This is a genomic window from Streptomyces sp. NBC_01294 (assembly GCF_035917235.1).
GTDB lineage: Bacteria > Actinomycetota > Actinomycetes > Streptomycetales > Streptomycetaceae > Streptomyces > Streptomyces caledonius.
In genome coordinates, this window is sequence record NZ_CP108423.1 from 4,187,528 (window position 1) to 4,210,510 (window position 22,983).

The window sequence follows — 22,983 nt, forward strand, 5'->3', positions numbered from 1 at the left end:
CCTCCTTGTCCCTTCTCGTCCTTTCTCAGGAAATTCACAGAGAGGGACAAGAACGCTCTCAGAGGCACCGGACAGCGTGGCCGCCATGACTGCGACGACCACCTCCCCCGCGTCCACGTCCACCAGCAACCCCGCGGCCCTGGTACGGCCCGACGGCGGACCCTGCCGGGTGCTCGTCGTCGACGACGAGGCCTCGCTCTCCGAGCTGCTGTCCATGGCCCTGCGCTACGAGGGCTGCGAGGTCCGCAGCGCCGGCGACGGGGCCGGCGCGGTGCGGGCGGCGCGCTCGTTCCGCCCGGACGTGGTGGTCCTCGACGTCATGCTCCCCGACATGGACGGCCTCGCCGTCCTCGGGCGGCTGCGCCGGGAGATCCCCCAGGTCCCCGTGCTGTTCCTGACCGCCAGGGACTCCGTCGAGGACCGGATCGCCGGCCTCACGGCGGGCGGCGACGACTACGTCACCAAGCCCTTCAGCCTGGAGGAGGTCGTGGCCCGGCTGCGCGGCCTGGTCCGGCGCTCGGGCGCGGCGCAGGCGGCGCGCGGCGGTTCGGTGCTGGCCGTCGGTGACCTCCGGCTCGACGAGGACAGCCACGAGGTGGTCCGGGCCGGTCGGGACATCCACCTGACCGCCACCGAGTTCGAGCTGCTGCGCTACCTGATGCGCAACCCGCGGCGCGTGCTGAGCAAGGCGCAGATCCTGGACCGGGTCTGGTCCTACGACTTCGGCGGCCAGGCCAACGTGGTCGAGCTGTACATCTCCTACCTGCGCAGGAAGCTGGAGAGCGGCCCCGGCCTGCCGCGGATGATCCACACCCGGCGCGGCGCCGGTTACCTGATCAAGCCGGCCGAGTAGTGGCCCTCCGCACAAAGCGGCGACGGCGGGCCCGCGGGCCCTGGTCGCTGCGGACCCGGCTCGTCGTCTCGGCGGTGGCGCTGATCGCCGTGGTGGGCGCGGCCATCGGGGCCGTGACCACCCTCGCCCTGCGCTCGTACCTGGTCGACCAGCTCGACGAGCAGCTGATCACCTCCGTCAAGATGGCCGGCCACGTGCCGGGCCAGAAGGCGGCCCGGGAGAGCGGCGGCGGCTTCCTCATGCCCCCCGGCAGCCCGCTGGACGCCGCCGGTCTGCGCGTGGATCCATCCGGCACGGTGCTGACGGCCCGCAACGCCCGCGTCGAGGGATGGTCGCCCGAGAAGGCGCCGCCGCTCACCGAGGCCCAGAGCGAGGCCCTCGCCCAGGCCGGCCGGAAGGCGGGCAAGGGTGCCTCCGGGCCGGTGGACGCGGATCTGCCGGGTCTGGGCACCTACCGGGTGCGGGCCTCACCCGACGGGAGGCTCGTGCTCGGCTTCCCCCTGCACGACGTCGACTCCACGGTGCGCACCCTGGTCGGCGTGGAGGTCTGCGTCACGCTGGCCGGGCTGATCGCGGCCTCCCTCGCAGGGCAGGCCCTGGTCGGGGTCGCCCTGCGCCCGTTGCGCCGGGTGGCCGCCACCGCCACCCGGGTCTCCGAACTGCCCCTGCACGAGGGCGAGCCCGCCCTCCACGAGCGGGTCCCGGAGGCCGAGGCCGACCCCCGGACCGAAGTGGGCCAGGTGGGTGCGGCCCTCAACCGGATGCTGGGCCATGTCTCCTCAGCGCTCACCGCACGTCAGCAGAGCGAGATGCGGGTCCGGCAGTTCGTCGCCGACGCCAGCCACGAGCTGCGCACCCCGCTGGCCTCCATCCGCGGCTACGCCGAACTGACCCGCCGGGGGCGGGAGGAGCCCGGCCCCGACACCCGGCACGCCCTGGGCCGGATCGAGTCCGAGGCCACCCGGATGACCGGCCTGGTCGAGGACCTGCTGCTGCTGGCCCGGCTCGACGCGAGCCGCCCGCTCGACGCCGACGCCGCCGGCGCGACCGGCCACACCGGCGCTCCCGGCGACACCGGTGCCACCGACACCGACCTGGCCCCGCTCGTCATCGACGCCGTCAGCGACGCCCGGGCCGCCGGGCCCGGGCACCACTGGCGCCTGAACCTGCCCGACGAGCCGGCACCGGTACGGGCCGACCCCGCCCGGATCCAGCAGGTCCTGGTCAACCTGCTCGCCAACGCCCGGACGCACACCCCGCCCGGCACCACCGTCACCGCCCATGTTTCACGTGAAACATCCGCCGTCCGCCTGAGGATCGAGGACGACGGGCCCGGTATCGCACCCGAGCTGCTCCCCCACGTCTTCGAGCGATTCGCCCGCGGGGACGCCTCCCGCTCCCGCGCGGCGGGCTCCACCGGACTCGGCCTCGCCATCGTCCAGGCCGTGGTCGCGGCGCACGGCGGGCGGGTCTGCGTACAGAGCGAGCCGGGCCGGACCCGTTTCGAGGTCGTCCTGCCGCTCGCCCGGTCCGCGGGCACGGCTTAGCCGGACTCACAGTCGGAGCCGGACTCACAGTCGGAGCACAGGCTCACCACACAGCGGTGACAGGCCGCGCCGCGAGGGTCGGAGCATGCCAACCGACACCTCTCCCGGGGCCCTCCCGGCCCGGGCGCCCCTCGCGCCCGTGCCCGGAGAGCCCGTCCTCGACGTGGTGATCCCGGTCTTCAACGAGGAGAAGGACCTCGGCCCGTGCGTGCGCCGACTGCACGAGCACCTCAGCCGGACCTTCCCCTATCCCTTCCGGATCACGGTCGCCGACAACGCGAGCACCGACCGCACCCCCGAGGTCGCGGCCGGGCTCGCCGCCGCACTGGACGGCGTACGCAGCACCCGGCTGGAGGAGAAGGGCCGGGGCCGGGCCCTGCGCACGGTCTGGGGCGGGTCCGAAGCCCCCGTCCTCGCCTACATGGACGTGGACCTGTCCACCGACCTCAACGCCCTGCTGCCGCTGGTCGCGCCGCTGATCTCCGGCCACTCCGACCTCGCGATCGGGACCCGCCTGGCCCGCTCCTCGCGGGTGGTGCGGGGAGCGAAGCGGGAGTTCGTCTCCCGCGCCTACAACCTCCTGCTGCGTTCCTCCCTCGCCGCCCGGTTCAGCGATGCCCAGTGCGGGTTCAAGGCCATCCGGCGCGAGGTCGCCGAGCGGCTGCTGCCGCTCGTGGAGGACACGGGCTGGTTCTTCGACACCGAGCTGCTCGTCCTCGCCGAGCGGGCCGGGCTGCGGATCCACGAGGTGCCGGTGGACTGGGTCGACGACCCCGACTCGACCGTCCACATCGTCAGGACCGCCACCGAGGACCTGAAGGGCGTCTGGCGCGTGGGCCGGGCACTGGCCGTCGGAGCGCTCCCGCTCGACCGGCTCGCCCGCCCCTTCGGCGACGACCCGCGCGACCGCACCGCACTGCCCGGGGTGGACGGCGGACTGGCCCGCCAGCTGCTCGGCTTCTGCGCCGTCGGAGCGCTGTCCACCCTGCTCTACCTGCTGCTGTACTCCGCCTTCCGCGGCGGGACCGGACCGCAGCTCGCCAACGGCGCCGCCCTGCTGCTCTCGGCCGTCGCCAACACCGCGGCCAACCGACGGCTCACCTTCGGCGTCCGCGGCCGGGACCGGGCCGTGCGCCACCAGGCCCAGGGGCTGGTGGTGTTCGGCATCGGACTCGCCCTGACCAGCGGTTCCCTGGCCGCGCTCGGTGCGGCCACGGCCGATCCCGCGCACGGCACCGAACTGGCCGTGCTGATCACCGCCAACCTCGCCGCGACCGTGCTGCGGTTCCTGCTCTTCCGCGCCTGGGTCTTCCCCGAGCGGCGCGACACTCCCGTGAAGGACGACAACCGATGACCACCGCAGCGACTGAGCTCTTCCCGGTCCCCGAGGCGCGGGCCCGTACCGGCCGCCATGCCGTCGACCGGCCCCGCTGGGAACGGCCCACGCTCGCCGGGCTGCTGATCGCCACGGCCGCGCTGCTCCTGTGGGACCTGGGCGCCTCCGGCTACGCCAACTCCTTCTACTCCGCCGCCGTGCAGGCGGGCAGCGAGAGCTGGAAGGCGTTCTTCTTCGGCTCCTCCGACGCCGGCAACTCCATCACCGTCGACAAGCCCCCGGCCGCCCTGTGGCCGATGATGCTGTCCGTCCGGCTCTTCGGGCTGGGCGCCTGGCAGATCCTCGTCCCGCAGGCCCTGATGGGCGTCGCGACCACCGGCGTGCTGTACGCCGCCGTCCGCCGCCAGTTCGGGCCCGGGGCCGCGCTGCTGAGCGGCGCCGCCTTCGCGCTGACACCCGTCGCCGCGCTGATGTTCCGCTTCAACAACCCCGACGCGCTGCTGACCCTGCTGCTGACCGTCACCGTGTACTGCGTGCTGCGGGCCCTCGACGGGGCGCACACCCGGTGGCTGCTCTGGGCCGGGGTCGCGGTCGGCTTCGCCTTCCTCACCAAGACCCTGCAGGCCTTCGTCATCCTGCCGCCGCTCGCCGTGCTGTACGCCGTCTGCGCGCCCACCCGGCTGCGCAGGCGCCTCGGGCAGCTGCTGGCGGCCGGGCTCGCGATGGTGGTGGCCGGCGGCTGGTGGGTCGCGATCGTCGAGCTGTGGCCCGCCTCCTCCCGCCCGTACATCGGCGGCTCGCAGACCAACTCCTTCCTGGAGCTGACCCTCGGCTACAACGGCCTCGGCCGGATCAACGGCAATGAGACCGGCAGCGTCGGCGGCGGACGCGGAGGCGCAGGTGGTGGCGGTGGCGGTGGCGGCGGAGGCTGGGGAGAGACCGGCTTCGACCGGCTCTTCGCGGGCAACATCGGCGGGCAGATCTCCTGGTTGCTGCCGGCGGCCCTGGTGCTGCTCGTGGCCGGGCTGGTCGTCACCTGGCGGGCCCGCCGGGCCACCGACTCGCTGGAGGGCATGGCCCGTGCGGCCTTCCTGGCCTGGGGCGGATCGCTGCTGATCACCGCGGTCGTCTTCAGCTACATGCAGGGCATCTTCCACGAGTACTACACCGTGGCGCTGGCGCCCTTCGTGGCCGCGCTGATCGGCATGGGCGTCGCCCTGCTGTGGGAGGAGCGCAACGGCCTGGCCGCAGCGCTCACCCTGTCCGGAACGCTCGCCCTGACGGCGGTCTGGTCGTACGTACTGCTCGGCCGCGCCACCGGGTACCTGCCGTGGCTGCGCTGGGCGGTCCTGGTGGGTGGGCTGCTCGCCGCGGCTGCGCTGCCCTTCGCCGAGCGGGCCGGCCGCCGGATGCTGCGGGCCACGGCCGGGCTGGGACTGGCGGCGGCCCTGGCCGGGCCGTTCGCGTACTGCCTGACCACTGTGAGCACCGGGCACACCGGATCCATCGTGACCGCCGGACCGGCGGTGGCGGGCGGCCGGGGCGGACCCGGCGGGATGATGGGCGGCCCCGGTGGCGCGGGCGGCCCGGGCGGTGCCGGGGAGATGTTGCAGGGCGGCCCGGGCGGACAGCCGGGCGGTGCCCGGCCGGGTGGGGGCCAGGACGGCGGCCAGGGTGGCGGCACCCCGCTGCAGGGCACCCCGCCGCAAGGCGCCGTACGGCAAGGCCAGGGCGGCCAGGGTGGTCAAGGCGCTCTGCCGCAGGGCCAGGGCGGAACGGGCGGACCCGGTGCCGAGCGCGCCGGCGGCGGTCGGGGCGGGCCGGGCGGTCTGCTGAACGGCGCCCAGGTCGGCGCCGAGGCCAAGGCGGCCCTCACCGCCGGCGCCGACGCGTACACGTGGGCGGCGGCCGCCATCGGCTCGCAGAACGCGGCGAGTTACCAGCTGGCCTCCGGCGTACCCGTCATGCCGATCGGCGGCTTCAACGGCAGCGACCCCTCGCCGACCCTGGAGCAGTTCAAGAAGTACGTGCAGGAGGGCAGGATCCACTGGTTCATCGGCCAGGGCGGCACCACCGGTACCACCGGTACCGCCGAGGGCGGCGGCCAGCGCGGTGGCGGACCGGGCGGCGGCACCAGCACGGCCATCGAGACCTGGGTCAAGGCCACGTTCACGGCGTCGACGGTCGGCGGAGCCACCTTCTACGACCTGACGGCTCCGACCTCCTGATCGGGGCTCATCGACACCACACCCCCTAGCATCAAGAGGGCGGACCGGGCATTCCGGGCTGATCCACCTGTCGTGAGGAGGGTGCCTGCATGGTGACTGCGGCCGATCCCGGCGAGACCCGGACCAGTGTGTGGCTGGCCGCCAGGCCGGCCACCCCCGCCAGAGGCCGCAGCGAGGCACCCTCCGGGCTCGACCGGGAGCGGATCACCGCCGCCACCGTGCGACTCCTCGACTCCGAGGGGCTGGCCCGGTTCTCGATGCGGCGGCTCGCCGCCGGGCTCGGGGTCACCGCGATGTCCCTGTACTGGTACGTGGACACCAAGCACGACCTTCTCGAACTCGCCCTGGACAGCGCCCTGGGCGAGCTGAGGATGCCGGCCGGGCCGGCCGGGCCGCCGGGATCCGGCGAGGCGGGCTGGCCGGGCCGGCTGCAGACGATGGCCCGGGGCTACCGGGGGGTGCTGGCGGACCATCCGTGGGTGGGTCCGCTCACCGCCGCCTACCCGAACATCGGCCCGCACGCGCGGGCCTTCGACACCGCGCTCCAGCGGCTGCTGGACGCCACCGGCCTGGCGGACGCCGCCCGGACCGGCGCCCACCTGGCCGTCTCGCAGTTCCTGCACGGCTGCGGGGGCGCGGTCCGGCGGGCGCCCGAGGGCGACTTCTGCCTCGCGCTCGACGTCCTGATCGCGGGCATCGAGGCCAAGGCCGCCAGCGCTTAGGCCTTGACCGAGGCCTTCTTCGCGGCTTCCTTCGCGGCCTTCTTCGCGGCACCCGGGGCGGCGGCCTCCGCGGGAGACGGCTCGTGCGAAGCCGCCGCAGGGGCGTGGGCCGCGGGCTTCGACTTCAGGGCGACCTCCTTGATGAACACCACCAGCACCAGCCCGAGCAGCGCGAACGGTGCGGCGTAGAGGAAGACGTCGCCGACGCCGTGCCCGTACGCGGACTCGATGACCTCGCGGACCGGCGCGGGCAGCTTGTCGAGGTCGGGGATCCCGCCCCCGGCGGTGCCGCCGTGACCCATGGCCGCGGCCTTCGGCCCGAGTGCGGCCATGCCGTCCTGGACGTAGTGCGTGACCCGGTTGGCCATGACCGCGCCCAGCGCGGAGACGCCCACGGCGCCGCCGAGGGAGCGGAAGAAGGTGACGACCGAGCTGGCCGCGCCAAGGTCCTCGGGGGCCACCTGGTTCTGGGTGGCGAGGACCAGGTTCTGCATCATCATGCCGAGACCGAGGCCGGTCACCGCCATGTGGATCGCGATGTGCCAGTACGGGGTGTCGTGGCGCAGGGTGCCCAGCAGACCCAGCCCGGCCGTCAGCAGCACGCCGCCGCAGACGATCCAGGCCTTCCACTTACCGGTCTTGGTGATCACCTGACCGGAAAGGGTGGAGGAGACGAAGAGCCCGACGATCATCGGAATCGTGAGGATTCCGGACATCGTGGGGGACTCGCCACGGGCCAACTGGAAGAACTGGCTGAAAAACACGGTCCCCGAGAACATCGCGATGCCCACGAACAGCGAGGCGGCCGAGGCCAGCGTGATGGTCTTGTTGCGGAACAGCCGCAGCGGGATGATCGGGTCGCTCGCGCGGGACTCGACGAGGACGAAGAGCAGGCCGAGCGCCACCGCCCCGCCCGTCATCGCCCAGGTCTGCCAGGAGATCCACGCGTAGGAGTCGCCGGCCTGGGTGACCCAGATGAGCAGCAGTGACACGGATCCGCTGATCAGGAAGGCGCCCAGCCAGTCGACCTTGACGTCCCGGCGCACGACCGGGAGGTGCAGGGTCCGCTGGAGCACGATCAGCGCGATGACCGCGAAGGGCACGCCGACGTAGAAGCACCAGCGCCAGCCCAGCCAGTCGGTGTCGGTGATGACGCCGCCGAGCAGCGGGCCGCCGACGGTGGCGACGGCGAAGACCGCGCCGAGGTAGCCGCTGTACCGGCCGCGCTCGCGCGGGGAGATCATCGCGGCCATGACGATCTGGGCGAGGGCCGACAGACCGCCGACGCCGATGCCCTGGACCACGCGGCAGGCGATGAGCGTGCCGGTGTTCTGGGACAGGCCCGCGACCACGGAGCCGAGGACGTAGATCACGAGGGAGATCTGGACCAGCAGCTTCTTGCTGAAGAGGTCGGACAGCTTGCCCCACAGCGGGGTGGCCGCCGTCATCGACAGCAGGGCCGCGGTGACGACCCAGGTGTACGAGGACTGGGTGCCGCCGAGGTCGCTGATGATCTGGGGCAGGGCGTTGGAGACGATCGTGGAGGACAGGATCGCCACGAACATGCCGAGCATCAGCCCGGACAGCGCCTTCATGATCTGCGGGTGGGTCATGGTCACGGACGTGTCCGTGGATATGGGGACGGGTTCGGTCGAGGGCGTGTGGTCGGTCGTCTCCGACGGGGCCATGTCTTTCCTTCGTCTAGAAGCTCGATCGGAGTCGGGCCAGCAGGGTGTTCAGTGCGTCGATGTCCTGGGCGGACCAGTCGTGGAGGGCTCTTTCCAGCGCGGCCGTGTACCGGGCGCCGATCTCGCCGAGGAGCGCCCGTCCGGCCGGGGTGAGCCGCAGGATCCGGCAGCGTCCGTCGCCCGGGTCGGTCTCGCGCTCGATCCAGCCGCGGTCGGCGACGTGGGTGACGTGCCGGCTGGTCACGGAGATGTCGACGGCCATGTACTCGGCCAGCCTGCTCAGCCGCATCTCTCCGTGCCGGTCGAGCACGGTGAGGACGGCTGCGGCGCCCGGCGGGCAGTCCGGGGGCAGGTTGCGGGCGAGCTCCCGCTTGACCGCGCCGATGGCGGTGAGCCGGCCGGCCAGCTCCTCGTGCGGAGTGGTCCGCGTCGTCCGCGTGGTCTGAGCGGTCGGAGTGGTCTGAGCGGTCGGAGTGGTCCGAGTGGTCTGCATCGTCACCGGGCGGCCCCCCATCTTGTTGCTTGAGGCAACCATAAGAGGAGATGGTTGCTGCAGGCAAACGAATCCGGGGGGTGGGGCGGTAAAGGAATCGGAAAACCGGCTAGGGTCCTGCTCCATGGCTGACAACCACAACTCACAGGTCCCCGAAGGCAACCACGACCCCGCGGGCAGCACGCAGATGTTCCGGGCGTTCGTCGAAGAGGCCGCACCGGCCCGGCAGGCGGGCGGGCCGGGATCCCGTCAGCAGCGCCGCGCGGAGCAGGGGCGGTCCGGTTCGTCGAACCCGACCGCCAAGATCGCGCTGGTCATCGCGCTCGTGCTCATGATCGGCGCGGCGGCCTGGGTGGTCCTGAAGTAACGCCGCTCGGCGGGGCCCGCGGGCCTCAGCTCCAGGTGGCGGTGACCTTCCGGGTGTCCACGTGCATGCCCAGCGGCACCCGCCAGGCCTCCACGCACACGGTGTAGGTCTGCGTCTGCGAGGCTCCGCCCGCGAGGGGTGCGGGGAGCGGCTGGGTCGTGGTGATCGTGGCCCAGTCGACGCCGAGGGCGCCGATGATGTGCGTCGCGAAGCTGACCGTGCCCGAACGGGCCGCGGTGGTCCCGGTGTTGGTGAAGGTCATGGTGACGTGCTCGCACCAGCGGTCGGCCGCGGGCGCCCGGGTCGGCGTGGACAGCGTCAGCCGCGCCGGGGTGGCCGGCGGCGGAGCCGGCGGTGTCGTGCCGGGCTTGGTGGGGCCGGCCGGGCTCGTCGGCGAGGTGGGCGAGGCCGGCGACCCGGGTCCGGTCGGGATGCCCTGGCCGCCCGGCGTGTTCGGTGTGCCGGGTGCCGTGGTGGTCCGGCCCGGTCCCGCCGGAGCGCCGGGTGTGCTCGCGGAGCCGCCGGGGCCGGTGCTCGCGGTTCCGCCCGGGGTGGAGCCGCCAGGGGATCCGGATCCGGGCGCACTGGCCGACGTACTGGACGACACGGAGGATCCGCCCGCCGCGGACGGACCGCCGAGCTGCTGGAACTCCACCCGGCCCTGCGGTGCCACGTTCTCCCCCGCACCCCGTTCGGGGCCCGGGGCCGCGGCGCCCACAGCGACGTAGCCGTCCCGCGCCGGGCCGCCGCAGCCGGTGAGGCCGGCGGCGGCCGTGCAGCACAGGGCGAGGAGGGCGGTGGCCGCTCGCGATCCCTTTCGCATCGCGCCAGTTTTCCTGACGGATCGTCAATTGGGAAGCGTGCGGCGCCCGGTCACTCCCCGATCAGGCCCACGCGCAGTTGCGCGAGGGTGCGCGTCAGCAGCCGGGAGACGTGCATCTGGGAGATGCCGACCTCCTCGCCGATCTGCGACTGGGTCATGTTGGCGAAGAAGCGCAGCATGATGATCTGCCGTTCCCGGGGCGGGAGTTTGGCGAGCAGCGGCTTCAGGGACTCGCGGTACTCGACGCCTTCGAGCGCGGTGTCCTCGTAGCCGAGGCGGTCCGCGAGCGAGCCCTCTCCGCCCTCGTCCTCCGGGGAGGGCGAGTCGAGCGAGGAGGCGGTGTAGGCGTTGCCCACGGCGAGGCCGTCGACGACGTCCTCCTCCGAGACCCCGAGCACGGCGGCGAGCTCCGGCACGGTCGGCGAGCGGTCCAGTTTCTGGGCGAGCTCGTCGCTGGCCTTGGTCAGCGCGAGGCGCAGCTCCTGGAGCCGGCGCGGGACGCGGACGGACCAGGAGGTGTCCCTAAAGAATCGTTTGATCTCGCCCACGACGGTCGGCATCGCGAACGTCGGGAACTCGACGCCGCGTTCGCAGTCGAACCGGTCGATCGCCTTGATCAGGCCGATGGTGCCGACCTGGACGATGTCTTCCATCGGCTCGTTGCGGCTGCGGAAGCGGGCGGCCGCGTACCGCACGAGGGGCAGGTTCAGCTCGATCAGGGTGTCGCGTACGTACGCCCGGTCGGGGCTGTCCGCGTCCAGGGCGGCAAGTCGCTGGAAGAGGGAGCGGGAGAGGGTGCGGGTGTCGATGGCTTCCGAGCGGTCGGACACTGCCGGCGGTGTCGCGCTCTTGACGAGCGTGAGCACCTTGGAGCTGCCCTGGTCTACGGACATGCCACCCCCTTGAGGTCGCGGACGGTCGCGTACGGCGCGCCCGTCGGAGGAACGCAGCCTCCACCTGAATACCGGAGGCGGGGCTGCGGCAAACGCGGTTCAAGCAGAATGTCACATGTCGGCAACACGCTGTAGCGCCAAGTCGACATATATCTCCAGCGACAGAAGAGGTAAGAAGGCGATCAGCCCGTTCTGTCGGGAAACGACTGAATGATCTCCACTCGTTCCGGTTACGCCTCGATCCTGTTTGCGGATCTCAGTCGGGCGAAACTCCGGGCGAGCAGCCGGGAGACGTGCATCTGGGAGACGCCGAGCTCCGCGCTGATCTGCGACTGCGTCAGGTTGTTGTAGTACCGCAGGAGCAGGATCCGCTGTTCCCGCTCGGGCAGTTGTACGAGGAGGTGGCGGACGAGGTCGCGGTGCTCGACCCCGGCCAGCTCCGGGTCCTCGTAGCCGAGGCGGTCCAGTAGCCCGGGCATGCCGTCGCCCTCCTGTGCGGCCTCCAGCGAGGTCGCGTGGTAGCTGCGGCCGGCCTCGATGCAGGACAGCACCTCGTCCTCGGTGATCCTCAGCCGCTCGGCGATCTCGGCGGTGGTCGGGGTGCGGCCGTGGAGGGTGGTGAGGTCCTCGGTGGCGGCGTTGACCTGGACCCACAGCTCGTGGAGGCGGCGCGGGACGTGGACGGTGCGGACGTTGTCGCGGAAGTACCGCTTGATTTCGCCCACGACGGTCGGCATCGCGAAGGTCGGGAACTGCACGCCGCGGTCCGGGTCGAACCGGTCGATGGCGTTGATCAGCCCGATGGTGCCGACTTGGACCACGTCCTCCATCGGCTCGTTGCGGCTGCGGAAGCGGGCGGCCGCGTACCGGACGAGCGGGAGGTTGGCCTCGATGAGGGCCCCGCGCACCCGGGTGTGCTCGCTCGTGCCCGGCTCCAGACCCTTCAGCTGGCCGAAGAGCACCTGGGTGAGGGCCCGGGTGTCCGCGCCCCGGCTCGGGGGTCTCGGCGGGGCCGGGGGCTCTTCGGGCGGCTCCTGGCGGGGCTCCTGGCGGTGCTCTCGCTGGGGCTCCTGCTGGGGCGGTACCTGGGGGTCCTGTCGGGGTGGCACTTGAGGCGCAGTACTGGCCGGCACGGTCACGCCACCCCTTCAGTCAACTCATCCGTCAAAAGCGGTCATAGCATCACAAGAGATGTGCACTGTGTGCAAGCACCGTATATCGCCGTGTTGAGGGCAAGTTGGGCATATCAGGGCATTGTGCCCAGTGATGGGTATGCAAAAAGCCCCCCACCCGTCGGAGTGGGGGGCCGGAATTCCGGGAACCGCTTCAGCGTACGGGGTCAGCGCACCAGTTCGGTCATGAACTCGCCGATGCCGGAGGCGGCATCCGATATCCCCTGGAAGCCTATTTCCACCATCTCGGCGGCTCTCTTCGGCTGGGTGATGATCACGAAGAGGACGAACACGGTGAGGGCACCCGTGATGAGCTTCTTGGTGTCCACGTGCGGGCGGCCTCCCCAACCGGTCCTTGCAAGTCGGGTGAGTCTAACCGGTCAAGATGGGACACTCACCTGCCCTTTAAGGACCAATGACCCGGCACTCCGGGTCCTTTGCCGGTGAGTCCGCGGTTGCGGCGGGCGCAGGATTGATGTGAGCCCACCGGTTCTGGCAGGAAATCGGTGGGTGAGGGACAGGGCCTCACTGCGGGGTCCGGGCCGCGAGCTTCCCCCTTACTGCGGCCCGGACCGGCAGGTCCGTCCGCATCGGGGGAAGTGGCTTGTCCCCCCGATGCCACTTCCCCCGTCCCACCCGTCGAAGGTCCCGACCCCGGTCGGGGCCTTCTTCGTGCTGTCCGGCGGTGCGGGGGGCGGGGCGGGGCGGGGCCGGGCGGGATGGGGGTGGGGGCTACTGGATGGCGCCGGCCAGATCCGTGACGGGTTGCACGGGGGCGATCACGGGCGCCAGGTGGTTGGGCAGCTCCGCGAGCGCGTTGAGCTGGTTCAGGCCCTCGCTGAGCTTCCCCCCGATCTCCTGGACGGAGGAGGGCTGGGCCCCCGCCGGCATGCCCGGGGCGGCCGTCGGCAGGTCCGGGAGGGCGAGGGGGGCGATCGGGGCGGCCGAGGCGGCGGGTGCGGCGAGGCCCGCGGCGGCCCCCGCGAGGGCGAAGGCGGCGAGGATGCGCTGGGTCTTGGTCATGCCGTGACAACGGCGGAAGGGGCGGGCGGTCACGCCGCCGTACTCCAGAGGGGCGCGTCCGCGTGCGGGCGCCGACGGGGGCGGGGCCGACGGGGGTGCTGGGGTCCGGGTTCCGGGTTCCGGGTTCCGGAAACGCCGAGAGCCCCGACCCTTGCGGGGCGGGGCTCTCGATCAGAGCGGTAGCGGTGGGATTTGAACCCACGGATAGCTTGCACCATCACACGCTTTCGAGGCGTGCTCCTTCGGCCGCTCGGACACGCTACCGAGAGAGAGCTTAGCCCAAAGTGGCCCGTGCGCTGAAATCCGTATCCGTCACAGGTCCCGGAAGAAGTCCGTCAGCTGCCGGGCGCACTCCTCGGCGAGGACGCCGCGGACCACCTCGGGGCGGTGGTTGAGCCTGCGGTCCCGTACGAGGTCCCACAGCGACCCGGCCGCACCCGCCTTCTCGTCGTCCGCGCCGTAGACGACCCGGGCGACGCGCGACTGCACGAGCGCGCCCGCGCACATGACGCACGGCTCCAGGGTGACCACGAGGGTGCACCCCGGAAGCCGCCATTCTCCGAGCTTGGCGGCCGCCCGGCGCAGGGCCACCACCTCGGCGTGCGCCGTGGGATCGCCGGTCGCCTCGCGTTCGTTGTACCCGGTGGCGAGCAGCTGCCCGTCCGGGCCCAGCACGACGGCGCCGACCGGCACATCGCCGGCCGGCACCGCCCGGGCGGCCTCCTGGAGCGCCAGGCGCATGGAGTCCCGCCACGGGTCCCTCACGGGATCGTGGGTGTGTGCGGGGAGCACTAGCGGACGGCCTCCAGGACCTCGGTGGCGCCGAGGGACTCCGCGATCTCCGAGAGTGCGTCCCCGTCGAGGGTCATCAGTTGTTTGTGGGTCACCCCGAGGTCGTCCAGCAGCCGGGGGTCGCCGAGCGGACCGGCCGGCACCGGCTCCGCGCCGGTCCCGCCCGCCTCGTCCTCGTCGGCGTCGTCGTCCGCGTAGGAGGCGACGGCGTCCTCCTCGCCGTCCTCGGTGCCGTCCAGGTCCAGTTCGTCGAGTTCGTCGTCCTCCTCGTCGCTGCCCAGCAGCTCTTTGGTCAGCATCGAGCCGTAGGAGCTGCGGGCGGCCGCGGCGGCGTTCGATACGAAGTACCGCGGGTCCTCCTCGCCGTCCACGCGGACGACGCCGAACCAGGCGTCCTCCTGCTCGATGAGGGCGACCACCGTGTCGTCGTCGACAGCGGCGGAACGGGCGAGATCGATCAGATCACTGAGGGACTCGACGTCGTCGAGTTCCATGTCGCTCGCTTCCCACCCGTCTTCGGTGCGCGCGAGCAGTGCGGCGAAATACACCGTGACTCTCCCACTGGTCTTAGGCGTGCCGGTTGGAGGTCCCCCCGGCCGGAGGTTGGGGCAAAGCGGCCGTGTGCTCGCCACCCGTACCCCGCCCAATCGGCATCGTGGCAGAAACAGCGGCGTTGCGAGAGGTCTTCCGCGCTTGCGTCGTGCCGCGCCGTGCGGTGGTGGGGGGCGTGCGGGGTTGCGGCGGCGGGGTGTTTCGGGGTGGCGGGGGCCGTCTCGGTTGGCCTGCGGGCCGCTCGTGTCGCGGCGGGGCGGGGCGCTGCGCGGTGCTGGGCCGGGCTCGCGCCTCAGGCGCCGGCGGGGCTGAAGGACTCGGGGCTCCGCCCCCGGACCCCGCGCCTCAAACGCCGGCGGGGCTGGATTGGGCCGGCGGGGCTGGTTTTGCCCGGTTACCAGCGGAACGTGCGCATGCGCATTTGTTGGCGCATGCGGGCCGCGCGGGCGCGGCGGGGCTGGACGCGGTCGCGCAGCTCGCGCGCCTCCATCAGCTCGCGCAGGAACTGCGCGCGGCGGGCTCGGCGCTGCGCCGGGGTCTCCGGGGCATCATCGCTCGGCTGCGTGTCGGGCATCGGCCACCACCTGGGCTGGTCGGTCGTCCCCCCTGCACCCACCTTCCCCCGGACGGGCCGTTTGATGCCACCCCGTCGCAGGTCAGGCGTCGTCCTTGAGGGTCGGGACGACCGCTACGGGGCCGTGCGCGTGCTGGAGCACCGCGTGGGCCACCGAGCCGATCATCAGCGACATGGCGGTGCGCCGCGGGTGGTGGCGGCCGACCACGACCAGCGCCGCCGACCGGGAGGCGGTGACCAGCCGGCCCGCCGCGTCCCCGGGCACCGCGGCCTGCTCGACCCGGACGTCCGGGTAGCGCATGCGGAACGGCGCCAGCCGCGCCGTCTGGGAGCGCAGCATCTCCCGCTCGGCCGGCACCGCGTCCCCGTCGTCGGCCAGCCCCTCCGGCGGGATCACCGCGAACGGGCTGTCGATCACCAGGGTCGGCGCGGGCGGAATGGCGTACGCGGAGACCACCTGGACGGTGGTCCCCCGCACGGCCGCCTCCGCGAACGCGAAGTCCAGTACGTCGTCGGGCGTCTCGGCGGCGTGCAGCCCGAGCACCACCCGCCCGGCGGACTCCTCCGCGTCGGCGTCCCGGGCGCTGCGCTCCGCGTGCGGGACCACCACGACCGGGCACGCCGCCGTGCTCGCCACGGCGCGGCTGCTGGAGCCGAGCAGCAGGCTGGCGAAGCCGCCGCGGCCCCGGGAGCCCATCACCAGCATCAGGCCCTTTGTCCCGATCACCCGCAGCGCCTCGGGTACGGAGCCCTCCAGCGCCTCGTAGCGGACCCCCTCCGGCAGCTCGGGGCCGCCTCCGAACAGCGCCCGGACCCAGTCGCTCACGGGGTCGGCGAACGTCTCCGGCTGCGAGGCGTCGTGCAGGGACGCCCGGCGCCCCGCATACAACTGGGCGTGGTCGGGCAGTACATGGGCGATCAGCAGCCCCGCATCGTGCCGGACGGCCGCGGCCCGCGCCCACTCCAGGGCCTTGAGGCTGTGTTCGGACCCGTCGACGGCTGCGATGACCGGTGCGTTGCTCATCGTTCCAGCGTGCTGGGCGTCCGCGCGGGTCGCATCCGCAGCCTGCTGCGGGCGTGGCCGCGGCTTCGGACGCGAAGGGGCTGCTTCACCGCGTAGCCTTTTGGGTGCAGGTCGCGTCGTGCGGCCGTTTTTGCAGGTCGCAGGCTGAGTTTTGGAGGATGTTGTGCGTTTGCAGGTCGTCGATCACCCCTTGGTGGCGCACAAACTCACCACCCTGCGCGACAAGCGCACCGACTCCGCCACCTTCCGGCGGCTCGCCGACGAGCTGGTGACCCTGCTCGCGTACGAGGCCACCCGGGACGTGCGCACCGAGCAGGCGGACATCGAGACCCCGGTCGCCCCGACCACCGGCGTGAAGCTCTCGCACCCGCGTCCGCTGGTCGTCCCGATCCTGCGCGCCGGTCTCGGCATGCTCGACGGCATGGTGCGCCTGCTGCCGACCGCCGAGGTGGGCTTCCTGGGCATGGTCCGCAACGAGGAGACCCTGGAGGCCTCCACGTACGCGACGCGCATGCCCGAGGACCTCTCCGGCCGGCAGGTCTACGTCGTCGACCCGATGCTGGCCACCGGCGGCACGCTCGTCGCGGCGATCCAGGAACTGATCAAGCGCGGCGCCGACGACGTCACGGCCGTGGTGCTGCTGGCCGCGCCCGAGGGCGTCGAGATCATGGAGCGCGAGCTGGCGGGCACGCCGGTGACCGTGGTGACGGCCGCCGTGGACGAGCGGCTCAACGAGCACGGCTACATCGTGCCGGGCCTGGGTGACGCGGGCGACCGGATGTACGGCTCGGCCGAGTAGCCGAGCGGGCCGCGGTTCAGCACTTGGCGGGCGCGGGCACGGGGTTGGCCAGCAGGGCCAGCGCCTTGTCCGCGTCCTCCTTCGTACTGAGCTCCTTGAAGGCGTCGCCCAGGATCAGGTCGATGTCCGCGGTCTCGCGGGTGTCGTTCTGCTGGGTGGTGCCGGCGAGCTGCGTGCCGAGTACCGAGTAGGCGGCCTTGTCGGTCGTCGGGGAGCCCAGCAGTATCCCGGTGCCGGGTACCTTCTTGTCGAAGTCGGCCGGGGCGTTGCCGACCTGGCCGACGACGAAGCCGCGTTTGGCCAGCTCGTCGCCGACGGCCTTGGCCAGGCCCGCACGCGGGGTCGCGTTGTAGACGTTGACCGTGATCTCGCCGGGCGGCGGGAGTACGACCGCCGGTTTGGCCGGGGCCGAGGCCGAGGCGGCGGTGGAGCCGCCCTTGGCAGCGGGCTTGGGGGGCGTCGTCGGGCAGTCCTTGGCACCCGCAGCCGTGTTCCGCTTGGGGCTGTCGCCCCGGAACACGTCAATGAGCTGCAGCGCCCCGTAGCCGACCAGGGCGAGCGCGAGGACCGAGCCGAGCACGGCGAGGACGATCCGAGGACGGCTCCGCTTACGGCTCATGCGGGGGTAGGCCGCTCCCGTGACGCGGTACTTTCCGCCCATGCCGGGGGGAGTGAGCATGCTCATGGGCGCAGCGTAGTGCGGCCCGGTGGTGATGCCTACTAAATGATCTGCTGATAGGTCAATGGTGACCCGAAAGGCGCAATCTACGCGAAGCCGTCAGGGCCTTCAGTCCATTTCGAGGACGCGGGCGTGCAGCACCTGGCGCTGCTGCAGGGCGGCGCGCACCGCGCGGTGCAGCCCGTCCTCCAGGTAGAGATCCCCCCGCCACTTCACGACGTGGGCGAACAGGTCGCCGTAGAAGGTGGAGTCCTCGGCGAGCAGCGTTTCGAGGTCCAGCTGCCCCTTGGTCGTCACGAGCTGGTCGAGCCGGACCGGGCGCGGCGCGACGTCCGCCCACTGCCGGGTGGTTTCCCTGCCGTGGTCGGGGTACGGCCGCCCGCTTCCGATGCGCTTGAAGATCACACGGAAAGCCTACCGGGCCGGTGCCTGCGGGCGCAGCCTCGCAGCGGTGGTGCAAAAGTGGCGAACAGTGCCAATTGGGGAGTGATCCATGAGTCAGAGCGCCGACCCCGCCGTCCCGGCGGACCAGATCGCCGCCGGGTACGCGTTCACCGGACCCGCGCTCGACCTCGGGGCCCTGCTCTGGGACGGCACGTGTCTGCCCGACCGGCAGATCCGCATCCCGCTGGCGATGCTCAACCGGCACGGGCTGGTCACCGGGGCCACCGGCACCGGCAAGACCAAGACCCTCCAGCTCATCGCCGAGCAGCTGTCGGCGGGCGGCGTCCCCGTCTTCCTCGCGGACATCAAGGGCGACGTCTCGGGGATCTCGGCGCCCGGCACGACGAACGACAAGATCGAGGAACGGGCCAGGGAAGTGGCCCAGAAGTGGGAACCGACCGCCTGCCCCGGCGAGTTCTACTCGCTCGGCGGGATCGGCCCCGGCATCCCGGTCCGGTCGACCGTCACCAGCTTCGGCCCGGTGCTCCTGTCGAAGGTGCTCCAGCTCAACCAGACGCAGGAGCAGTCGCTCGGCCTGATCTTCCACTACGCCGACACCAAGGGCCTGGAGCTGTTCGACCTCAAGGACCTGCGCGCGGTCGTCGCCTTCCTCGTCTCCGACCAGGGGAAACCCGAACTCAAGGGCATCGGCGGGCTGTCCACGGTGACGGCCGGGGTGATCCTGCGGGCGCTGACCGCCTTCGAGCAGCAGGGGGCCGCGGAGTTCTTCGGCGAGCCGGAGTTCGACACGAGCGAGTTCCTCCGCACCGCCCCGGACGGGCGCGGACTGGTGTCCGTACTGGAGCTGCCGGCGGTCCAGGACAAGCCGCAGCTCTTCTCCACCTTCCTGATGTGGCTGCTGGCCGACCTCTACAACGACCTCCCCGAGGTCGGCGACCTGGAGCGGCCCAAGCTGGTCTTCTTCTTCGACGAGGCGCACCTGCTCTTCAGCGGGGCCTCCAAGGCCTTCCTCGCCTCCATCACCCAGACGGTGCGCCTGATCCGTTCCAAGGGCGTCGGCGTCTTCTTCGTCACGCAGACCCCCAAGGACGTGCCGGCGGACGTGCTCGCCCAGCTCGGCAACCGGGTGCAGCACGCGCTGCGCGCCTTCACCCCCGACGACGCCAAGGCGCTGAAGGCGACCGTGAAGACGTTCCCCCATTCGGCCTACGACCTGGAGGAGCTGCTCACGCAGCTGGGGACCGGCGAGGCGGTCGTCACCGTGCTCAGCGAGAACGGCGCCCCGACCCCGGTCGCGGCGATCCGGCTGCGGGCCCCGCAGTCGCTGATGGGACCGGTCGGGGCGGAGGCGCTGGACCGGGCGGTGAAGTCCTCGCTGCTCTGGTCGCGCTACGCGGAGCCGGTCGACCGCGAGTCGGCGTACGAGAAGATCACCGCCGAGCAGGCAGCGGCGGAGGCGAAGGCCGAGGAGGCGGCGGCCGCCGCCGAAGCCGAGAAGCAGGCCGAGCAGGCGCAGAAGGCGCAGAAGGAGGCCGCGCGGGCCTCGCGCGGCGCCCCGAAGCCGGATCCCTCGCTGGCCGAGCAGGTGGTGGGGAGCGGGCTGTTCCGCTCGCTGGCCCGGTCGATCGGGACGCAGCTGGGCCGGGAGATCTCGCGCTCGATCTTCGGGACGGCGCGCAAGCGCCGGTGACGCGGTGACAGACTCGGTGCATGCGGACCGAACTCACCGACACCACGTCCAGCAAGGTCAACCGTGCCCTGCTCGAAGCACGCCGGGCCATAGGCAGCCCCGCCATGGGGCTGGTACTGACACTTGTCCTCGTCACCGACGAGGAGAACGCCTACGACGCCGTACGCGCGGCCTCCGAGGCCTCGCGCGAGCACCCGTGCCGCATTATCGCGGTCATCAGGCGCACCTCGCGCGGCCCGCACAAGCTCCGCGCGAACCGGGTCGACGCCGAGCTGCGGGTCGGGTCGGACGCCGGGAGCGGCGAGGTCGTGCTGCTGCGCCTGCACGGGGCGCTGACGGAGCAGGCCGGCTCGGTCGTACTGCCGCTGCTCGTGCCGGACGCGCCCGTGGTGGCGTGGTGGCCGGCCGACGCGCCCACCGACCTGGCGCGGGACCCGCTGGGCGCGCTCGCGCAGCGCCGGATCACGGACGCGGCCGCCGCCTTCGACCCGGTCGGCGTGCTCGACGAGCGGGCCGTCGGCTACCAGCCCGGCGACACCGACCTGGCCTGGACCCGGCTCACGCCGTGGCGGGCCCTGCTGGCCGCCGCCTTGGACCAGAAGCCGCTGCCGGTGACCGCCGCGGCGGTGGAGAGCGAGCCCGACAACGCGAGCGCCGAGCTGCTGGCGCGCTGGCTGGAGGACCGGCTGGGGGTGGCGGTGTCCCGGGTCGCGACCGACGGGCCGGTGATCACCGGGGTCAGCCTGCAGACCACGGGCGGGGAGATCCGGGTGGACCGGCCCGCGGGGGCGCTGGCCACCTTGACCCTGCCGGGGAGCCCCGACCGCAAGGTGGCCCTGAAGATCCGCAGCGGCGCCGAACTGATCGCGGAGGAACTGCGGCGGCTCGACGCGGACATGGTCTACGGCTCGGCGCTGCGGCGGCGGCCGCTCCAGGCGGCGCTCTCCGCGTAGTGGTTGTCGTAGGTCGCCGAGCTGTCCTTGATGTCCTGCACGGTGGCCTCGCCCGCGTTGACGCGGCCGAGGAGCCGGTAGTAGTCGAAGCGGCCCATGCCGGGCGTGAAGCCGACGAAGACGGCGGCCGTGTGGCCGGCGGCGGGGGCGAAGGCGTGCTTGACGCCCGGCGGGATGGCGATGAAGTCGCCGGCGCCCAGGGTCTGGATCTCGTCGCCGACGAGGACGTCGAGCTGCCCGGCGGTGACGTGGAAGAACTCGGTGGCCTTGGTGTGGAAGTGCACCGGGGCGCCCGCCGCGCCCTCCTCGAAGGTGGCGGTGTTGCAGGTGAGCTCGGCGGTGTCCGTGAGCAGGGTGATGAGGCTGCCGGGGGCGTCCTGGATGGCTTCGGCGGTGGCGGCGCGGGTCGCGATCTCTGTCATGTCCCCCAATTTATGCCCCGATAGACCGAGCGCAGAGGTCAATCGGTGGGCAGTCAGCCCGGTCAATTCAGCGTTGAACGCGATTCTGATCACGGGTCTGACCAGGTACGGAGCCTGACCAGGGCGGGAGCCGGAGTCGGAGCCGGAGCCGGATCAGAGATCAGAGATCAGGGGACCAGGGGACCAGGGGACCAGGGGATCAGGAGCCGCCGGAGGCCTTGGCGGCCTTGGCCGCGGCCTTCATCTCCTGCTTGTGCGCCCGCACCTTCGCCAGGGATTCCGGCCCGGTGATGTCGGCCGCCGAACGGTAGACGTTCGCCTGCCCGTACCCGCCCGCGGCCTCCCGCCAGCCCGTCGGGCGTACGCCGAACCGCTTGCCCAGCAGGGCGAGGAAGATCTGCGCCTTCTGCTCCCCGAAGCCCGGCAGCGACTTGAGCCGCTTCAGCAGCTCCTGGCCCGTCGCGGCGTCGGCCCAGACCGCCTCGGCGTTCCCGCCGTAGTGCTCCACCAGGTACGCGCACAGCTGCTGGATCCGCGTCGCCATCGACCCCGGATACCGGTGCACGGCGGGCTTCTCGGAGAGCAGCGCGGCGAAGGCCTCCGGGTCGTACGCGGCGATGGCGTGCGCGTCCAGATCGTCGGAGCCCAGCCGCTGGGCGATCGTCCAGGGCCCCGAGAACGCCCACTCCATCGGAACCTGCTGGTCCAGCAGCATCCCGACGAGCGCGGCGAGCGGGCTCCGGCCGAGCAGCGCGTCCGCATCCGGCTGCTGTGCCAGCCGGATGGTGATGTCCTTGTCCATGGCTCCAGCGTCCCGCGTGGGCGTGCTCCCCGCGCGGTCGGCACACCGCGCGCCTAGCGTGAGTACGACGAACAGCTACGAGTCGGAGTCGAGGAGTCGATCGATCATGCTTGAGTTTCCCGAAGGCGCACCGTGCTGGGTGGACGCGATGTTCACGGACGTGGAGGGCGCCAAGACCTTCTACGGCGACGTACTGGGCTGGACCTTCGGCGAGGCCGGCACCGAGTACGGCAACTACACGCAGGCCTACTCCGACGGGAAGGCCGTCGCGGCCGTCGTCCCGCCGATGCCGGGGGTCGACGCCCCCTCGCAGTGGTGTCTGTACTTCGCCTCGCCCGACGCGGCGGCGACGGCCGGGAAGGTCACCGCGTCCGGCGGCGAGGTCCTGATGGGTCCGATGCGGGTGGGCGCCTTCGGCACGATGCTCATCGCGAAGGAGCCGAGCGGCGCGGTCTTCGGCGTCTGGCAGCCGGGCGAGCACAAGGGCTTCGAGAAGATGGGCGAGCCGGGCTCCTACGCCTGGGCGGAGGTCTTCACCCGGGAGCCGGACAAGCCGGACGCGTTCCTTCCGCAGGTCTTCCCGTACAACGCCCAGCAGATGGACGCGGGCGACGACCCCGCGGCGGCGGGCATGGACTTCAAGGTCTTCAGCGTCAACGGTCCCGAGAACCCGGTGCTGGGCCGGATGAAGATGGACGACGACTTCCCGCCGGAGGTGCCGCCGTACATCCAGATCTACTTCGGCGTCCCGGACTGCGACGAGGCGGTCGCGAAGACGAAGAAGCACGGCGGGAAGCTGCACTTCGGGCCGATGGACAGCCCGTTCGGCCGCTTCGCGGCGGTGACGGACCCGCAGGGCGCGGCCTTCGCGGTGATCGACATGTCGACGACGGTCGGGGAGATGCCGAGCTTCGGCTGAGCCCGGCCGATCCCGCACCCACCCCGTCCGGGCCGAGGGTGTGCGTGCACGTGCCCGTGCCCCTGCCGGCGGTTCACGGCAGGGGCACGGGGCTGTGGGGGCGGGCCGGCGGCGCAGGCCGAGGACTCCGCGGATTCCCCCGACATCATGGGCGCGCGGCGGCGGGAAACACGTGGACGGGGCCGGGGAGGGCACCCGATGCACTAGTGGACTCACCTCTACGGACC

General features: G+C 72.3%; 25 protein-coding genes and 1 tRNA gene. 10 read left to right on the forward strand and 16 right to left on the reverse strand.

The genetic code is table 11. From position 1 onward, the window contains the following. Nucleotides 1–85 precede the first annotated feature (85 nt). The 5 genes from OG534_RS18940 to OG534_RS18960 all read left to right on the forward strand — a co-directional run bounded on the left by OG534_RS18940 (nucleotide 86) and on the right by OG534_RS18960 (nucleotide 6,686). A complete protein-coding gene (locus OG534_RS18940) occupies nucleotides 86–853 on the forward strand; it encodes a response regulator transcription factor (protein ID WP_326589238.1) in 768 nt (255 codons plus the stop codon). Next, nucleotides 853–2,400, forward strand: a complete 1,548-nt coding sequence (locus OG534_RS18945; RefSeq protein WP_326589239.1) for a sensor histidine kinase — start codon at nucleotides 853–855, stop codon at nucleotides 2,398–2,400. Before OG534_RS18940 ends, OG534_RS18945 begins: the two co-directional genes overlap by 1 nt. An 85-nt stretch (nucleotides 2,401–2,485) precedes the next feature. Continuing rightward, the gene (locus tag OG534_RS18950) at nucleotides 2,486–3,754 is read left to right on the forward strand and encodes a bifunctional glycosyltransferase family 2/GtrA family protein (protein WP_326589240.1); all 1,269 of its coding nucleotides are present in this window, start codon (nucleotides 2,486–2,488) and stop codon (nucleotides 3,752–3,754) included. After that, complete coding sequence (locus OG534_RS18955; protein WP_326589241.1) at nucleotides 3,751–5,964, forward strand: ArnT family glycosyltransferase; 2,214 nt, start codon at nucleotides 3,751–3,753, stop codon at nucleotides 5,962–5,964. Before OG534_RS18950 ends, OG534_RS18955 begins: the two co-directional genes overlap by 4 nt. Before the next feature lie 89 nt (nucleotides 5,965–6,053). Then, nucleotides 6,054–6,686 carry a TetR/AcrR family transcriptional regulator gene (locus OG534_RS18960; protein WP_326589242.1) on the forward strand — a complete coding sequence of 211 codons (633 nt, stop codon included), beginning with the start codon at nucleotides 6,054–6,056 and terminating at the stop codon, nucleotides 6,684–6,686. On the opposite strand, the gene OG534_RS18965 is transcribed toward OG534_RS18960, so the two are convergent. Then, a complete protein-coding gene (locus tag OG534_RS18965) occupies nucleotides 6,683–8,299 on the reverse strand; it encodes an MDR family MFS transporter (RefSeq protein ID WP_442807231.1) in 1,617 nt (538 codons plus the stop codon). The genes OG534_RS18960 and OG534_RS18965 overlap by 4 nt on opposite strands. 88 nt (nucleotides 8,300–8,387) lie before the next feature. Beyond that, nucleotides 8,388–8,780, reverse strand: coding sequence for a MarR family winged helix-turn-helix transcriptional regulator (locus OG534_RS18970; protein WP_326593696.1), 393 nt, complete (start codon nucleotides 8,778–8,780; stop codon nucleotides 8,388–8,390). A gap of 211 nt (nucleotides 8,781–8,991) precedes the next feature. Between OG534_RS18970 and OG534_RS18975 the strand changes: the two genes are divergently transcribed. After that, nucleotides 8,992–9,234: a hypothetical protein gene (locus tag OG534_RS18975; RefSeq protein WP_326589244.1), complete on the forward strand. Its 243-nt coding sequence runs from the start codon at nucleotides 8,992–8,994 to the stop codon at nucleotides 9,232–9,234. A gap of 25 nt (nucleotides 9,235–9,259) precedes the next feature. Here the strand turns inward: OG534_RS18975 and OG534_RS18980 are convergent, their stop codons facing one another. The 10 genes from OG534_RS18980 to OG534_RS19025 all read right to left on the reverse strand — a co-directional run bounded on the left by OG534_RS18980 (nucleotide 9,260) and on the right by OG534_RS19025 (nucleotide 16,087). Next, the gene (locus tag OG534_RS18980) at nucleotides 9,260–10,057 is read right to left on the reverse strand and encodes a hypothetical protein (protein WP_326589245.1); all 798 of its coding nucleotides are present in this window, start codon (nucleotides 10,055–10,057) and stop codon (nucleotides 9,260–9,262) included. Between the two features lie 50 nt (nucleotides 10,058–10,107). Then, entirely contained in the window at nucleotides 10,108–10,950 is an 843-nt protein-coding gene (locus tag OG534_RS18985) for an RNA polymerase sigma factor SigF (RefSeq protein WP_326589246.1), read from the reverse strand. Nucleotides 10,951–11,180: 230 nt separating this feature from the next. Beyond that, a complete protein-coding gene (locus OG534_RS18990; RefSeq protein WP_326589247.1) occupies nucleotides 11,181–12,059 on the reverse strand; it encodes an RNA polymerase sigma factor SigF in 879 nt (292 codons plus the stop codon). A 230-nt stretch (nucleotides 12,060–12,289) separates the two neighbouring features. Next, the gene (locus OG534_RS18995; RefSeq protein ID WP_326589248.1) at nucleotides 12,290–12,451 is read right to left on the reverse strand and encodes a hypothetical protein; all 162 of its coding nucleotides are present in this window, start codon (nucleotides 12,449–12,451) and stop codon (nucleotides 12,290–12,292) included. A 403-nt stretch (nucleotides 12,452–12,854) separates the two neighbouring features. Beyond that, nucleotides 12,855–13,145 (reverse strand): hypothetical protein, encoded by a 291-nt coding sequence (locus OG534_RS19000; protein WP_326589250.1) that lies wholly within the window; start codon nucleotides 13,143–13,145, stop codon nucleotides 12,855–12,857. Between the two features lie 177 nt (nucleotides 13,146–13,322). Beyond that, nucleotides 13,323–13,409, reverse strand: a tRNA-Ser gene (locus OG534_RS19005). Between the two features lie 48 nt (nucleotides 13,410–13,457). Next, nucleotides 13,458–13,937: a tRNA adenosine(34) deaminase TadA gene (gene tadA, locus OG534_RS19010; RefSeq protein ID WP_326589252.1), complete on the reverse strand. Its 480-nt coding sequence runs from the start codon at nucleotides 13,935–13,937 to the stop codon at nucleotides 13,458–13,460. Beyond that, complete coding sequence (locus tag OG534_RS19015) at nucleotides 13,937–14,485, reverse strand: tRNA adenosine deaminase-associated protein (protein WP_326589254.1); 549 nt, start codon at nucleotides 14,483–14,485, stop codon at nucleotides 13,937–13,939. Before OG534_RS19015 ends, tadA begins: the two co-directional genes overlap by 1 nt. Before the next feature lie 398 nt (nucleotides 14,486–14,883). Beyond that, complete coding sequence (locus OG534_RS19020) at nucleotides 14,884–15,063, reverse strand: hypothetical protein (protein ID WP_326594050.1); 180 nt, start codon at nucleotides 15,061–15,063, stop codon at nucleotides 14,884–14,886. Nucleotides 15,064–15,145: 82 nt separating this feature from the next. After that, a complete protein-coding gene (locus tag OG534_RS19025; RefSeq protein ID WP_326589256.1) occupies nucleotides 15,146–16,087 on the reverse strand; it encodes a universal stress protein in 942 nt (313 codons plus the stop codon). A 163-nt stretch (nucleotides 16,088–16,250) separates the two neighbouring features. On the opposite strand from OG534_RS19025, the gene upp reads away from it, so the two are divergent. After that, nucleotides 16,251–16,886, forward strand: coding sequence for a uracil phosphoribosyltransferase (gene upp / locus OG534_RS19030; RefSeq protein WP_030010426.1), 636 nt, complete (start codon nucleotides 16,251–16,253; stop codon nucleotides 16,884–16,886). A 16-nt stretch (nucleotides 16,887–16,902) separates the two neighbouring features. Here the strand turns inward: upp and OG534_RS19035 are convergent, their stop codons facing one another. Together OG534_RS19035 and OG534_RS19040 are read right to left on the reverse strand one after the other, a co-directional pair. Beyond that, on the reverse strand, nucleotides 16,903–17,571 hold the full coding sequence (locus OG534_RS19035) for a LytR C-terminal domain-containing protein (RefSeq protein WP_326589257.1): 669 nt from the start codon (nucleotides 17,569–17,571) through the stop codon (nucleotides 16,903–16,905). 102 nt (nucleotides 17,572–17,673) lie between these two features. Next, a complete protein-coding gene (locus OG534_RS19040) occupies nucleotides 17,674–17,970 on the reverse strand; it encodes a type II toxin-antitoxin system VapB family antitoxin (RefSeq protein ID WP_030010424.1) in 297 nt (98 codons plus the stop codon). An 88-nt stretch (nucleotides 17,971–18,058) separates the two neighbouring features. Between OG534_RS19040 and OG534_RS19045 the strand changes: the two genes are divergently transcribed. Both OG534_RS19045 and opcA read left to right on the forward strand, forming a co-directional pair. Next, a complete protein-coding gene (locus OG534_RS19045; protein ID WP_326589258.1) occupies nucleotides 18,059–19,660 on the forward strand; it encodes a helicase HerA-like domain-containing protein in 1,602 nt (533 codons plus the stop codon). A 20-nt stretch (nucleotides 19,661–19,680) separates the two neighbouring features. Further along, complete coding sequence (gene opcA / locus OG534_RS19050; RefSeq protein ID WP_326589260.1) at nucleotides 19,681–20,613, forward strand: glucose-6-phosphate dehydrogenase assembly protein OpcA; 933 nt, start codon at nucleotides 19,681–19,683, stop codon at nucleotides 20,611–20,613. On the opposite strand, the gene OG534_RS19055 is transcribed toward opcA, so the two are convergent. After that, on the reverse strand, nucleotides 20,562–21,035 hold the full coding sequence (locus tag OG534_RS19055; protein ID WP_326589261.1) for a cupin domain-containing protein: 474 nt from the start codon (nucleotides 21,033–21,035) through the stop codon (nucleotides 20,562–20,564). The genes opcA and OG534_RS19055 overlap by 52 nt on opposite strands. A gap of 199 nt (nucleotides 21,036–21,234) precedes the next feature. After that, complete coding sequence (locus tag OG534_RS19060; protein ID WP_326589262.1) at nucleotides 21,235–21,837, reverse strand: HhH-GPD-type base excision DNA repair protein; 603 nt, start codon at nucleotides 21,835–21,837, stop codon at nucleotides 21,235–21,237. A 106-nt stretch (nucleotides 21,838–21,943) separates the two neighbouring features. Between OG534_RS19060 and OG534_RS19065 the strand changes: the two genes are divergently transcribed. Continuing rightward, complete coding sequence (locus tag OG534_RS19065) at nucleotides 21,944–22,756, forward strand: VOC family protein (RefSeq protein WP_326589263.1); 813 nt, start codon at nucleotides 21,944–21,946, stop codon at nucleotides 22,754–22,756. The last annotated feature ends 227 nt before the right edge of the window (nucleotides 22,757–22,983 follow it).